A 12,680-nucleotide genomic window follows, 5' to 3' on the forward strand; every position below is an offset into this window, starting at 1 on the left:
CGGACGGAGACCCGCGCCCGGGCCCGGGGCGGGTGAGGGTGCGGCGGGCAGGCCGCGGTCAGCCGCCCGCATCTTCCGCCCGCAGAACGAGCGTGCAGGTCTCCCCCGGCGCGACGGTCACGGCCCGGTCGGCCAGCACCACCCGAAGGGCTGACTCCTCCGAGCCGGGCACGCCGATCCGCAGCCGCCCGCTCAGGCGCCGTATGCGCACCCCCCAGTGGCCGCGATAGCGCAGCGAGAACCCGTACTCGGAGAGCGCCGGAAGAGGCACCGGGTCCAGCCACAGGGCGTCCTCGCGGGTCTGGAGTCCCGTCAGGCCGCGCTGGACCAGGTCGAGGGTCCCGGCCATCGCCCCGAGATGGATGCCCTCGCCGGTCGTGCCACCCTGGATGTCGGCGATGTCCGCCTCCAGGGCCTCCCGCACGTAGTTCCAGGCATCGGCCCGTCTGGCCCTGGCCAGGACCAGGCCGTGGACGAGACCGCTGAGCGTGGAACCGTGGCTGGTGCGTCGGAGGTAGTAGTCGACGGTCCTGCGCCAGACCTCGTCGTCCAGGTCGTGGCCGAGACGTTCGAACAGCCCCCGCAGCTCGGCCGGGGAGAAGAGATGGCCGAGCATGAGGACGTCTGCCTGCTTGGACGCCTTGTAACGGTTGACCGTGTCACCCTCGGCCTCCAGGATCCGGTCGAGCCGCCGGATGTCGTCGTAGTGCCTCCGGTAGGCGTCCCAGTCCAGCTCGGCCAGATCGTCGTAGCCCTCGAACTGGCTGACGACACCGCGGTGGAACGGCACCCACAACCGTCGGGAGACCTCCTCCCACTTCAGGAGCTCGTCGCCGTCCAGCCGGACGCGATCGCGCAGTTCCTCGCGGCGCCAGGCGGGCAGGCGCCGCACAAGGTCCAGGGCACGGCCGAGCACCCAGGCGGCGGTGACGTTGGTGTACGCGTTGTCCTCCAGCCCCGGCAGGGCTGCCCCCGGGTAGGCGTCGTGGTACTCGTCGGGGCCGACGACCGCGCGCAAGTGGTAGCGCTTCGTCTCCGGGTCGAAGTCCGCGAGGTCCGCCCAGAAGCGGGCGATCTGCAGCAGCATCTCGGCGCCCTTGGTGTGCAGGAACTCGGTGTCCCCGGTGGCCTCGCAGTACTGCCAGACGTCGTAGGCGATCGCCGAGCCCACGTGGTACTGGAGCCGGGAGTGGTCCGGCAGCCAGCGTCCCGACCGGGGGTTGAGATGCCACTCCTGGGTCTCCTCGCGGCCGTCGCTGCCGCTCTGCCACGGGTACATCGCCCCGGCCCGGCCGTTCGCGGCGGCGGCCCGGCAGGCCTGCGGGAGGCGCCGGTACCGGTAGTTCAGCAGCGCCCGGGAGACCTCCGGGAAGTGCAGGTTGAGGTACGGCAGCACGAACAGCTCGTCCCAGAAGACATGGCCCCGGTACGCCTCGCCGTGCAGGCCCCGGGCCGGGACGCCCACGTCCAGGTCGGCGGTGTGCGGGGACAGCGTCTGCAGGAGATGGAAGAGGTGCAGGCGCAGCACGCGCCCAGCCCGGCCGGGCACCTCGATCTCCGCGCGCCGCCACAACCGCTCCCAGGCCGCGCCGTGGGAGTCCAGCAGGCCCGGGAAGTCCGCCGCCGCCGACACCCGGTCGAGCACCGCCCCGAGCGGGTCGCTGATCGCCGGGTCGCGTGAGGTGTGCAGTGCCACGGTCTTCTCCACGGCGACCGGCCGGCCGGGGGCGAGGGGGACCACCAGGCGGTGGACGGCGCGGTGGCGGGCGGGGCGCAGCTCCGACGAGGCCACCGAGCGGTCGGCGACGATCGTCCGGGCTGCCATGGCCACACCGATGTCGGAGGTGCTGGTCCGGCAGGTCAGCCAGACGGTGCGGGGATCCCTCGCCCCGGTCCGCACCCGGGTGAGGTGGTGGTGGTCGAGCGCGCGATAGCGGTGCACGTTGCCGTTGGTCACCTCGCCGTCGAGGCTCGACTCGATCTCGACCTCGCCCGCCCGGTCCTCGCAGGTGAACACCGTCCGCAGTGCCGCCAGGTGCGGATCGCCCATGTGGACCAGGCGGGTCTGCTCGACGGCGACCACGCCGGCCTCCTTGTCCCGGAGGCGGAAGGTGCGGGTGAGGGTCGCGCGGCGCAGATCCAGGGTGTGCCGGTGGTCCAGGAGGGTGTGCCGGTCCGGGGAGAACCACGGGCCCCAGGTTCCCCCGGCGCGGCGCAGGCGGAACCGCAGGAGCAGCCAGTTCGGGAGGTTGACCAGGTCCTCGTTCACCACCTGACGGCCGGCCACGGTGGACGTCGCGCGGTTGTAGCACCCGGCCGCGTAGGTCCCCGGATAGTGCACCAGGCCGGCCCGGCACTCGGGCATCGCGCCCCGCGTGGCGACATAGCCGTTGCCGAGCGTGCAGAGCGACTCGCGCAGCCGTTCGGCGGCGGGGTCGTAGCCCTCCCACTCCCACGTCCATTCCGCCATCCGTCGCCTCTCCTCCGTTCGGATCGGTGGGAGCCCGGCCCACTCGGCGAACCTCGGACCCGATGGGGGACGAGGACCCTGTGCCTACCGTCGCACTGCCCGCGCGGCGCCGCGACACGCCGTCCGGTGGCGCGTGTGCGAGCGGCGCCCCCGGGTCGTGGCCGGTCGGGTCAGGGTTCGATGTCGAGTACCTCCGACACGGGGCGGCGGGGTACGCCGGGGCCCTTGGGGCCGTAGCCGAGGCGCAGCAGAACCTGTGTGCAGCCCGTCCCGCTGGTCGGGTCGCGCAACGGCCAGCGAAGGTCGGTCCATTCGACGGGTTGGGTGACGAAGGAACTGGAGAGACCCTCGTGGGTGGCCAGGAGCAGCACGCGCTGCATGGCCTGGCCGGCGCGGAGCCAGTCCTGCGGACGGTCGTGGTCCGTGCTGATGAGGGCCAGCTGCGGGGTCTGTTCGAAGTCCGCCGTGTCCCGTCCCGCCACCTGCCGAGCGCCCGCGAAGTCACGCACGGGTGCCCTTCCCCCGCGCTTGCGCGGTCCGAAGGCGTAGTGCGGAACCCCGTCGTCGGCGGTACTCACCGCAGGGGCGTCGACACGTGTCCACCGGGCCAGGTCCTGGTCGCTGCCGGGGTCGGCGATGTTGCGTGCCTCGGCTTCCTGGACCAGTTCCAGCACTTCCCGGAGATGCCACGAGGTGGGAAACATCAGTGCCGCTCCCTCGGCGCGGGCGGCCGCGACGAGAGCGTCCCGCACGGCCTCCGGGATCTGTCTCTCCTCGAACGGGTAGCGGCTGCTGTGCCGCCGGTGGATCGCCGGATACAGCGTGTCGAGGCCGCTCTCGTCGTTCGTACGGCCGGCCAACCGCACGCTCGCGAGGAGTGCGCGGTCGGTGAGGTCGGGCAGGAGCCGGGTTTCCGGGTGCCAGCCCTCGTGGACGACGGCGGCCCGCAGGTTGAGCAGGGCGGCGCCGCAGCCGAGATGCAGGCCGCGGGTGTCGGGGTCGGAGTGCGGCATGGCGCGCTCGAAATCGGCCCACACCTCGAAGATCCGGCTGCTCCGGAGATAGCGGAATCGCCAGGGCTGCGCGTTGTGCATCGACGGGGCGGCCACCGCGTCGCGTACCAGGGAAGCCACCCGCTCGTCGGATGGTGCTGTCCGATTCACCGGAACCCCCTTCGGGAGTCGTCGGGCCGGGGTTGCGCCGAGGTGGGCCGCCGGAAGTCCGCCTCCGCCGTGTCACCGTCGGTCACGTGGGCCAGCCGGCCGTCTGTCGACTGCGCGGCCGGGCCGCGCCCATGCCCTCGATGTCGCGCTCGGCGGTCTTCAGCAGCAGCTGGGCGAGGTCGTTCATGGCCCGGCCCGCGGCGAGCTCGTCGCCGATCTCCGGCACGTTCGCGTCCGCCGGGTGGCAGTGCGCGGTCCCGTGGCCGGTGAGTTCTGTCGTGCCGGTGTCCAGGACCAGCTGTGCCTTCGTCGTACCGTCGTCGTCCTCGAACAGGTGAAGACGAACCCTCCACTCCAGCGTGTGCGGCATCGCTTGCCTCCTCACGTCGTCACGGACCGCTGCGATCCGGGCCGGTCACCTTGCGTCACCGGTGGAAACGCGCGGACCACTGGGGTTCCACCAGGTCCCATTCGGTGTCCCACTGCGCGTACCTTCTCCGGTCGAGGAGCAGGCGTACGCCCGCCCAGGCCGCGTAGGACCCGGCGGCCACGCCGAACGCCGCCAATCCACCCACCAGCGAGCCGCCGGCCCTCGCGTCGAGCGTGCTCGCCGGCGCCGTGGTGACGGTTCCGTCCCCGGTCACCCACACCCGCACGGTGGTTCCTCGGGGCGTCCCCGGCTTCACCAGGACCGCACCCGTCCGTACGCGGCCGTCCCTGTCGGTCCAGCGGACCTGCGCCGCTCGCTTCGCCCAGCCGTCGTCGCTCTCGACGCCGGCTGTCACGCGGGCGGTGATCCGATGCCGCTCCGCCGCCTGGGCCCGCACGGTGCGCATCGACGCGTCGTAGGCCGCCAGCCCCACGCCGACCGCGACGGCGGGCAGGCCGAGGACGAGAGCGACGATCAGGGCGCGGCGGAACCAGCATTCGAACCTGTCGGAAGCACGTCGCAGCGAGTTCGCGCCCTTGGGCTCGTGATCGCCTCGCCGCGGGGGCGGACCGGATGTGTACGGCGAACCTTGAGCGCTCATGACCGGGCCTCCAGCGACTTGCCGGCGTGCTCCACCTGCTCACACGGTCTGACGACAGCGGGTCCGGGGCACAGGGCCGAAGGTCCCTGTCCGGCCGGTTTCCGGCCCGGATCCGCCGGCTGCCGGCTCGGGACGTCTCCGTGGACCGCGGTCATGTCGGTCATATCTGGGGAACGACGGCGACGGGGCACGGCGCGTGATGCAGCAGCGCATGGTTGATCAGCCCGAGTTGCAGGCCGAGGTGTCCCAGTCGTCTACGGGCGCCGAGGACCAGCTGGTCCGCCTCCGACGCCGCGTCCAGCAGCGCTCGGCGGGCCGGGCCCTCGATCACCCTGGGGCTCACCCTGGCTTCGCGATGCCGCTCCCCCAGGCCGCGCAGGGCGTCGTCGAGCACCTGGGCGGGCGGGCGCCGATGGGCCTCCAGGGCGTACCACGACGGAGCCGGCGGTGGGGCGGGAACCCCCAATGCCGTGTTACAGGCGTGCACCACCGTCAGCCGGCAGCTTCGCACCAGAGCCTCCCGGAACGCGAACTGCAGGGCCGTGCCGCTTCCCTCTCCCTCGTCGACACCGACGACGACGTTTCCGAACCGGCCTTCCCGGTGCTCGGCCGCACCACGCACCACCACGACCGGGCAGTCCGCCCGCCCCGCCACGGCCAGGCCGACCCCGCCCAGGAGCATTCCGGCGAGGCCACCGAGTCCCCTGGAGCCGAGCACCAGCGCGAAGGCGTTGCGCCCCTTGTCGACGAGGGCGGAGGCGGCGTCCTCGTACAGCACCTCGCTCGACACCGGGACCGTGGGAACTCGTCTCCCGGCACGCTCCGAGGCGGCGGTGATCACGTCGGACGCCCCGTGGTCCCCGGCCGCGGCATGCAGGAGGTGGAGCGGCACTCCGTGCCGGAGCGCCTCGTCGGCGGCCCAGTCCACCGCCTCCAGACCGGCCTCGGACCCGTCGACGCCTACCACCAGGGGAATCGCCACCGCACCTGTCTCCTCTCGTGGCGGGTGCAACGGGCCCGCTCTCCTCCGCCACGGCTCCACATGCGCCGAGGAGGGGATTGGGGTACTCCTCGAAGGGGGAAGCACCGCGCTCGGCATGTCGGCGACGTCCCGGACCGGCACGCGATCGGACTCGTTCACCGTCATCCACCGTCGTATCCAGCTTCGTACGAGACGGAGGCCGCCGCCATGCAACCAGTCGTCACCGTGGGCCTCGACGGCTCACCCGAAAGCCTCGCAGCCGCCCGCTGGGCCGCCGACGAGGCCGAGAAGCGCAGGCTCACGCTGCGTCTGCTGCACGCGTGGCCCCTGCTCGCGCCGGAACCCGCCAGGGTTCGTTCGGAAGTCGATCAGAACTACTGGGCGAAGCGTCTCGTCCACACCGCGCAGGCCGAGCTGCAGGCACACCATCCGAACCTGGCCGTCGTCGGGAACCTGGTCGCCGACGACGCCCGGAAGGCACTGCTCCAGGCGGCCTCCGAGTCCGAGATGCTCGTGCTCGGTTCACGGGGGCTGGAGCCCGTCGAGAGCTACTTCCTGGGCGACGTCAGCATGCCGGTCGTGGCCCGGGCCGAACGGCCGGTGGTACTGCTGCGCGCCGAGACCCCGAAGGAGGGACCGGCCTCCACGCCGGCCCGCCCCGTGGTGGTGGCGCTGAAGCTACGGGGATCCAGCGACGAGGTGCTCGATTTCGCGTTCCACACCGCCGCCGCCAGGGGGGTTCCCCTGCTGGCCGTCCACGGCCGCAGCGTGCCGCTCCACGCCCACACGCCCTGGGGAGTGGACCACGACGTCAGCGAAGAGATGACGAAGGAAGCGCGCAAGGAGCTCGACTCGGCGCTCCGCCCCTGGCACGAGAAGTACCCGCAGGTGGACGTGGCCGACACCGTCCGTCTCGTGAGTCCCGCCAAGGCCGTCGTGCAGGCCGCCGAGGGCGCCGCGCTGCTGGTCGTCGGCCGACACGCGCACCGGCACGGTGTGGCACCCCACCTGGGACCCGTCGCCCAGGCAGCCGTCCATCACGGACGCTGTCCCGTCGCCGTCGTCCCGCACGACTGAGCGGGGACGCGGGTGAGCCCCCGGCGTGGAGGCGGGGGCTCACCGTCGCCGGAACTCAGCCGACGAACTCTCCTACGGCCGCCTTCAGTTCGCTCAGTCCCTTCTTCGCGTCGGTGAAGAACATCCCGGTCTTCGGGTCGGTGTAGAGCTCGTTGTCGATGCCCGCGTAGCCGTGCCCCATCGACCGCTTGATGACGACGACGCTCTTGGCCCTGTCGACGTCGAGGATCGGCATCCCGGAGATCGCGTTGCCGGGGCGGCGGGCGATCGGGTTGGTCACGTCGTTGGCGCCGATGACGAGAGCGACGTCCGCCTGCGGGAACAACGGGTTGGCCTCGTCCATCTCCTTCAGCTGCGTGTACGGCACGTTCGCCTCCGCCAGGAGCACGTTCATGTGGCCCGGCATGCGGCCCGCGACCGGGTGCACGGCGTAACTGACGTCGATGCCGTGGTCGGTGAGCAGCTTGGCCAGGTCGCCGAGTTCGTGCTGGGCCTGGGCGGCGGCGAGTCCGTAGCCGGGGACGAAGACGACCTTGCTCGCGTACGCCAGCTGGATCGCCACGTCGTCCGCGGAGACCGACCGCACCTGGGCCGGGGCCCCGCCCGGACCGGCCGCCGCCGGTGCGCCGTCGCCGGTGCCGAAGCCACCGATGACGATGTTGGCGATGGAGCGGTTCATGGCGTCGGCCATCAGCTTGGTGAGGATGCCGCCCGAGGAACTGACGAGCATGCCCGCGACGATCAGGGCGGTCTCGTCGAGGACGAAGCCGGCCATGGCGACCGCGGATCCGGTGAAGGCGTTCAGCAGGGCGATGACGACCGGCATGTCGGCGCCGCCGATGGGCAGCACCATGGTCACGCCGAACAGCAGGCCCACGGCGGTCAGGCCGTACAGCGCCGTACGGGAGTCCGGTGCCAGCACCAGCCAGACCGTGCCGGCGACGAAGGAGGCCGGCAGCAGCACGTTCAGCAGCCGCGCCCCGGGGAAGACGACGGGCGCCCCGGAGACGGTCCCCTGCAGCTTGCCGGCCGCGATCAGCGAGCCGGAGAAGGTGACCGCGCCGATGACGATGTCCAGCGCGCCCGGCAGGGAGACCCTGGCGCCGAGTGCGGCCGGGTCCTCGGCCTGGAGCAGGTCGTTGACGGCGATGAGCGCGGCCGCGCCGCCGCCGACGGCGTTGAAGAGGCTGACCAGTTGGGGCATGGCGGTCATCCGCACCTCCCGCGCGGCCCACAGGCCGAGTGCCGCGCCGAGGAGACCGCCCGAGGCGAGCACGAGCCAGCCGGTGCCGGTGATGTGGCTCTCGTCGGCGACCAGCCACACCGTGGCCGCGATCGCGACGGCCATCGCGACGGCGGAGAGGGTGTTGCCCCGGCGGGCCGTGCGCGGGTGGTTCATCAGGTGCAGGCCGAGCACGAAGCAGGCGGCCGCACCGAGGAAGACGTAGTGGACGGCGTTGGAGACGGTGTCCATGGCGGTCACACCTCCGCCTTCTCTTGTGTGCCGGACGGCTTCTTCTCCGTCGGCGGCCGGGTCTTGAACATCTCCAGCATCCGGTCCGTGACGACGTAACCGCCGACGACGTTCATCGCGCCGAAGACCATGGCCACGAACGCCAGGGCGTAGCCGAGCCAGGTGTGCGACTCCGCCGCGATCAGCATGGCGCCGACGACGACGATGCCGTGCACCGAGTTGGAGCCGGACATCAGCGGGGTGTGCAGGGTCGCGGGGACCTTGCTGATGACCTCGATGCCGACCAGCACGCTCAGCACGAACACGGTGATCGCGGTGAGGAGGTCGAGGTCCTTCATGACGTTTCACCTCCCAGGAGGGCGCCCGTGATCTCGTCGGCCGGGTCGAGGACGAGTTCGCCGTCGGACACCAGGTGACGCAGCAGGGCGACGAGGTTGCGGGCGTAGGCCGTGGACGCGGCGGTGGCCATCGCGGACGGCAGGCGTCCGGCGCCGATGACGGTGACCCCGTTGTCCAGGACGGCGGTCTTGTCGGGTTCGGAGTTCTCGACGTTGCCGCCGAGTTCGCTCGCGGCGAGGTCGACGACGACCGAGCCGGGCTGCATCCGCTCCAGGACGGACGCCGTCACCAGCAGCGGCGGCTTGCGTCCGGGAACCTGGGCGGTCGTGATGACGATGTCGGAGCGGGCGATGTACGCGTCGAGCGCCTCGCGCTGGGCCTGCTGCTCGGCCTCCGTCAACTCCCGTGCGTATCCTCCCCGTTCGGTGCCCGGTTCCCCCTCCGGCGGGCGCCGGACGTCGAGGAACCGGGCACCCAGGGACTCCACCTCCCCTCGGGACGCGGGGCGTACGTCGTACGCCGAGACGACGGCGCCGAGGCGGCGGGCCGTGGCGATGGCCTGCAGTCCGGCCACTCCGGCGCCGAGGACCAGGACCTGCGCCGGGCGCATGGTGCCCGCCGCGGTGGTCAGCATCGGGAGGAAGCGGTCGTAGGAGTCGGCGGCGAGCAGGGCGGCCTTGTAGCCGGCGACGTTGGCCTGGGAGGTCAGCGCGTCCATGGACTGGGCGCGGCTGAGGGTGCGCGGCAGCAGGTCGAGGTTCACCGTGCGTACTCCGCGTGTGGTCAGGTCCTTGATCAGCGCGGGGTGGCGCAGGGGTTCGAGCAGGCCGATGAGGGTCTGTCCGGCGCGCAGGGCGCCGGAGGTCTCCGGGTCGGGCGCCGCCACGCACAGGACGGCGTCGGCCCGTGCGTACAGGTCGTCGGGGGGTACGACGGTGGCGCCGGCGGCCGTGTAGTCGGCGTCGGTGAACCATGCTCCGGAGCCCGCCCCGGTCTCGATCAGGACGTCGAGCCCTGCCCGGCGCAGGAGGGTGACGGCCTCGGGGACGAGGGCGACCCGGCGTTCGCCGGGTGCCCGCTCCCGTACGGCGCCTACGGTGACGGTGGCCATGGTGTGCTGCCTCTCCCTGTGGCCCGGTGGGTGGCCGGCCACAGACCTCTCAGAACTCTCGGAACTCTCAGAAGGCGAAGACGAGCCGTGCCTCGGCCCGTCCGCCGAGGACCTCGACGAAGGAGTCGTTGACGTCCTCCAGGCGCCGGGTCTCGGCGATGACCTGGGTGCGTCCGGCCGCGTGCAGCGCGAACACCTCGGTCAGGTCCTGGCGGGTGCCGACGATGGAGCCGATGACGGAGATGCCGCCGATGACGGTCTCGAAGATCGGCACGCTGATCGCCGCGTCGTCGGCGGGCAGCGCGACCATGACCAGGCGTCCGCCGGGGTTGAGCGACTTGTACGCCTGCTCGAAGGCCCGCGGCGAGGCGGCGAGCACGATCGCCACGTCCGCTCCGCCGGCCTTCCTGATCTCCTCGACCGGGTCGTGGGTGCGGGCGTTGACGAGTGCGTCGGCGCCGAGCCGGTGGGCCAGGCCCAGCTTGTCCGGTTCGAGGTCGACGGCGGTGACCAGACCGCCGACGAGGCGCGCGTACTGGACCGCGAGGTGGCCGAGTCCGCCGATGCCGAAGACGGCGACCCGTTCGGCCGGGACCACGTTCGCGACCTTGACGGCCTTGTACGTGGTGACGCCGGCGCAGGTCAGCGGTGCCGCGTCGAGCGACGGGACGGCGTCGGGCACGCGCACGACCGCAGCCGCGTTCGCGAGGGTGTACTCGGCGTAGCAACCGTCCACGGAGTAGCCGGAGTTGACCTGCGACTGGCACAGCGTCTCCCAGCCGGAGACGCAGTAGCGGCAGGTGCCGCAGGACGAGCCGAGCCACGGGACGGCGACCCGCCGGCCGACCAGGTCCCCGGAGACGCCGGCGCCGACCGCGCGGACGGGGCCGACGCCCTCGTGGCCGGGGATGAACGGAGGTCGCGGCTTGACCGGCCAGTCGCCGTGGGCCGCGTGGATGTCGGTGTGGCAGAGCCCGGAGGCCTCCATGCGGACGAGTACCTGTCCGGGGCCGGGCTCGGGGACCGGCAGGTCCTGGATCTCCAGGGCCTTGCCGAATGCGGTGACCACTGCTGCCTTCATGTCCTGCTTCTCAACTGCTCCGGCGCCGGGGCGCCTTGACCCGGGAGACGAAACGCAGTCCGTCCCCGGCGGGGAGGGAGAAGCCGCCCGGTGTGCCCGGTTCGACGTCCAGGACGAGGAGCGGGCGGCCGAGCGCCTCGTACTGGTCGGCGTTCATGTGGAAGGTGCAGCCGTGCACCACGCCGACGAGCATGTCGCCCTCTCCCAGGGCGAATTCGCCGCCCGGGAAGCACATGGGATCGCTGCCGTCGCAGCAGCCGGCGGACTGGACGAACATCACCGGTGCGCCCTGGGCGGCACGCAGGGCCTCGATCGCCCTGCGGGCCGCCGGGGTGACGGTGACGCGCCCCGCTGTGCCGTTCACGACCTTCGGGAACATGTCACCGCGCTCCTTCCTAGAACAGCCCGAGCGGCTTGGTGCCGTAGCTGACCAGGAGGTTCTTGGTCTGGCTGTAGTGCTCGAGCATCATCTGGTGCGTCTCGCGGCCGATGCCGGAGACCTTGTAGCCGCCGAAGGCGGCGCCGGCGGGGTACTGGTGGTAGCAGTTCGTCCAGACCCGGCCCGCCTTGATGGCGCGGCCCATGCGGTAGGCGCGGGCGCCGTCGCGGCTCCACACGCCGGCGCCGAGGCCGTACAGCGTGTCGTTGGCTGTCTCGAGGGCCTCCGCCTCGTCCTTGAAGGTGGTGACCGAGAGGACGGGACCGAAGATCTCCTCCTGGAAGACCCGCATCCTGTTGTGGCCCTTGAGGACGGTCGGCTCGTAGAAGTAGCCGTCCGCGAACGGGCCGTCGAGTGTGGGCCGGTGGCCGCCGACGAGCAGCTCGGCGCCTTCCCTGAGACCGATCTCGACGTACGAGGCGATCTTCTCGACCTGCTGCTTCGACACCTGGGGGCCGATCATCGTCGCGGTGTCGAGCGGGTTGCCCTGCTTGATGGCGCGGATGCGCTCCAGGCAGCGGCCCATGAACTCCTCGTAGATGTCCTCCTGGATGAGGGCGCGGGAGGGGCAGGTGCAGACCTCGCCCTTGTTGAACGCGTACAGGACGAGTCCCTCGACGGCCTTGTTCAGGAAGTCGTCGTCGGCGGCGGCCACGTCGTTGAAGAAGATGTTCGGCGACTTGCCGCCCAGCTCCAGGGTGACCGGGATGATGTTCTGGGAGGCGTACTGCATGATCAGACGGCCTGTGGTGGTCTCGCCGGTGAAGGCGACCTTGGCGATGCGCTTGTTGGTGGCGAGGGCCTTGCCGATCTCGGCGCCGGGGCCGTTGACGACGTTGAGGACGCCCGGCGGCACGATGTCGCCGACGACCTCCATCAGCTTCAGGATCGACCACGGGGTCGGGGAGGCGGGCTTGATCACCGTGGCGTTGCCGGCGGCGAGCGCCGGGGCCAGCTTCCACGCGGCCATCAGCAGCGGGAAGTTGAAGGGGATGATCTGCCCGACCACGCCCAGCGGCTCGTGGAAGTGGTAGGCGACGGTCTCCTTGTCGATCTCGGTGATCCGGCTCTCCTCGGCGCGGATCGCGGCCGCGAAGTACCGGAAGTGGTCGGCGGCGAGCGGGATGTCGGCGGCCAGGGTCTCGCGGACCGGCTTGCCGTTCTCCCAGCTCTCCGCGACGGCGAGTTCCTCGCGGTGGGCGTCGATGGCGTCGGCCATCCTGTTCAGGACGGCGGCGCGCTGCGCCGTGGAGGCCTCGCCCCACGCGTCCTTGGCGGCGTGCGCGGCGTCGAGGGCGAGTTCGATGTCCTCGGCCCCCGACCTCGGGATCTCGCAGATGGGCTTGGCGGTGGCGGGGCACAGGTTCGGCGTGTACTGGCCCGTGGTGGGGGCCTGCCACTTGCCGCCGATGAAGTTCTCGTAGCGGGGTGCGACGTCGACGGGGCTGCCCGGCGCACCCGGGATTTCGTACTTCATGACCGTCCCCTTTCCGGTGACGACGATCGTGGTGAC

12 protein-coding genes are annotated in these 12,680 nt (G+C 71.7%); 1 reads left to right on the forward strand and 11 read right to left on the reverse strand.

Annotated elements, in window-relative coordinates:
- Nucleotides 1–58: 58 nt before the first annotated feature.
- From ACIBVL_RS05470 to ACIBVL_RS05490, 5 genes are all read right to left on the reverse strand, one after another.
- Nucleotides 59–2,470: a glycoside hydrolase family 65 protein gene (locus ACIBVL_RS05470; protein ID WP_399092217.1), complete on the reverse strand. Its 2,412-nt coding sequence runs from the start codon at nucleotides 2,468–2,470 to the stop codon at nucleotides 59–61.
- Between the two features lie 170 nt (nucleotides 2,471–2,640).
- The gene (locus ACIBVL_RS05475; RefSeq protein ID WP_399092220.1) at nucleotides 2,641–3,633 is read right to left on the reverse strand and encodes an Acg family FMN-binding oxidoreductase; all 993 of its coding nucleotides are present in this window, start codon (nucleotides 3,631–3,633) and stop codon (nucleotides 2,641–2,643) included.
- An 82-nt stretch (nucleotides 3,634–3,715) separates the two neighbouring features.
- The gene (locus ACIBVL_RS05480) at nucleotides 3,716–4,003 is read right to left on the reverse strand and encodes a DUF1876 domain-containing protein (protein WP_399092223.1); all 288 of its coding nucleotides are present in this window, start codon (nucleotides 4,001–4,003) and stop codon (nucleotides 3,716–3,718) included.
- Nucleotides 4,004–4,058: 55 nt separating this feature from the next.
- Nucleotides 4,059–4,664 (reverse strand): hypothetical protein, encoded by a 606-nt coding sequence (locus ACIBVL_RS05485; protein WP_399092226.1) that lies wholly within the window; start codon nucleotides 4,662–4,664, stop codon nucleotides 4,059–4,061.
- Nucleotides 4,665–4,824: 160 nt separating this feature from the next.
- Nucleotides 4,825–5,646, reverse strand: coding sequence for a universal stress protein (locus ACIBVL_RS05490; protein WP_399092229.1), 822 nt, complete (start codon nucleotides 5,644–5,646; stop codon nucleotides 4,825–4,827).
- Nucleotides 5,647–5,853: 207 nt separating this feature from the next.
- Here ACIBVL_RS05490 and ACIBVL_RS05495 point away from each other — a divergent pair, with 207 nt between their 5' ends.
- Entirely contained in the window at nucleotides 5,854–6,723 is an 870-nt protein-coding gene (locus ACIBVL_RS05495; protein ID WP_399092232.1) for a universal stress protein, read from the forward strand.
- Nucleotides 6,724–6,778: 55 nt separating this feature from the next.
- Here the strand turns inward: ACIBVL_RS05495 and ACIBVL_RS05500 are convergent, their stop codons facing one another.
- The 6 genes from ACIBVL_RS05500 to ACIBVL_RS05525 form a co-directional block, all read right to left on the reverse strand.
- Complete coding sequence (locus ACIBVL_RS05500; protein ID WP_399092235.1) at nucleotides 6,779–8,197, reverse strand: NAD(P)(+) transhydrogenase (Re/Si-specific) subunit beta; 1,419 nt, start codon at nucleotides 8,195–8,197, stop codon at nucleotides 6,779–6,781.
- Between the two features lie 5 nt (nucleotides 8,198–8,202).
- On the reverse strand, nucleotides 8,203–8,535 hold the full coding sequence (locus tag ACIBVL_RS05505) for an NAD(P) transhydrogenase subunit alpha (protein ID WP_399092238.1): 333 nt from the start codon (nucleotides 8,533–8,535) through the stop codon (nucleotides 8,203–8,205).
- Nucleotides 8,532–9,647: an NAD(P) transhydrogenase subunit alpha gene (locus ACIBVL_RS05510; RefSeq protein WP_399092241.1), complete on the reverse strand. Its 1,116-nt coding sequence runs from the start codon at nucleotides 9,645–9,647 to the stop codon at nucleotides 8,532–8,534. The genes ACIBVL_RS05505 and ACIBVL_RS05510 overlap by 4 nt, the downstream gene beginning before the upstream one ends.
- A gap of 67 nt (nucleotides 9,648–9,714) precedes the next feature.
- Complete coding sequence (locus ACIBVL_RS05515; protein ID WP_399092244.1) at nucleotides 9,715–10,728, reverse strand: zinc-dependent alcohol dehydrogenase; 1,014 nt, start codon at nucleotides 10,726–10,728, stop codon at nucleotides 9,715–9,717.
- Nucleotides 10,729–10,738: 10 nt separating this feature from the next.
- Nucleotides 10,739–11,107 carry a DUF779 domain-containing protein gene (locus ACIBVL_RS05520; RefSeq protein WP_399092247.1) on the reverse strand — a complete coding sequence of 123 codons (369 nt, stop codon included), beginning with the start codon at nucleotides 11,105–11,107 and terminating at the stop codon, nucleotides 10,739–10,741.
- Between the two features lie 16 nt (nucleotides 11,108–11,123).
- Nucleotides 11,124–12,644 (reverse strand): aldehyde dehydrogenase family protein, encoded by a 1,521-nt coding sequence (locus tag ACIBVL_RS05525; RefSeq protein WP_399092250.1) that lies wholly within the window; start codon nucleotides 12,642–12,644, stop codon nucleotides 11,124–11,126.
- Nucleotides 12,645–12,680: the final 36 nt, after the last annotated feature.

Source organism: Streptomyces sp. NPDC049687 (genome assembly GCF_044465285.1).
In the GTDB taxonomy this organism is placed as follows: domain Bacteria; phylum Actinomycetota; class Actinomycetes; order Streptomycetales; family Streptomycetaceae; genus Streptomyces.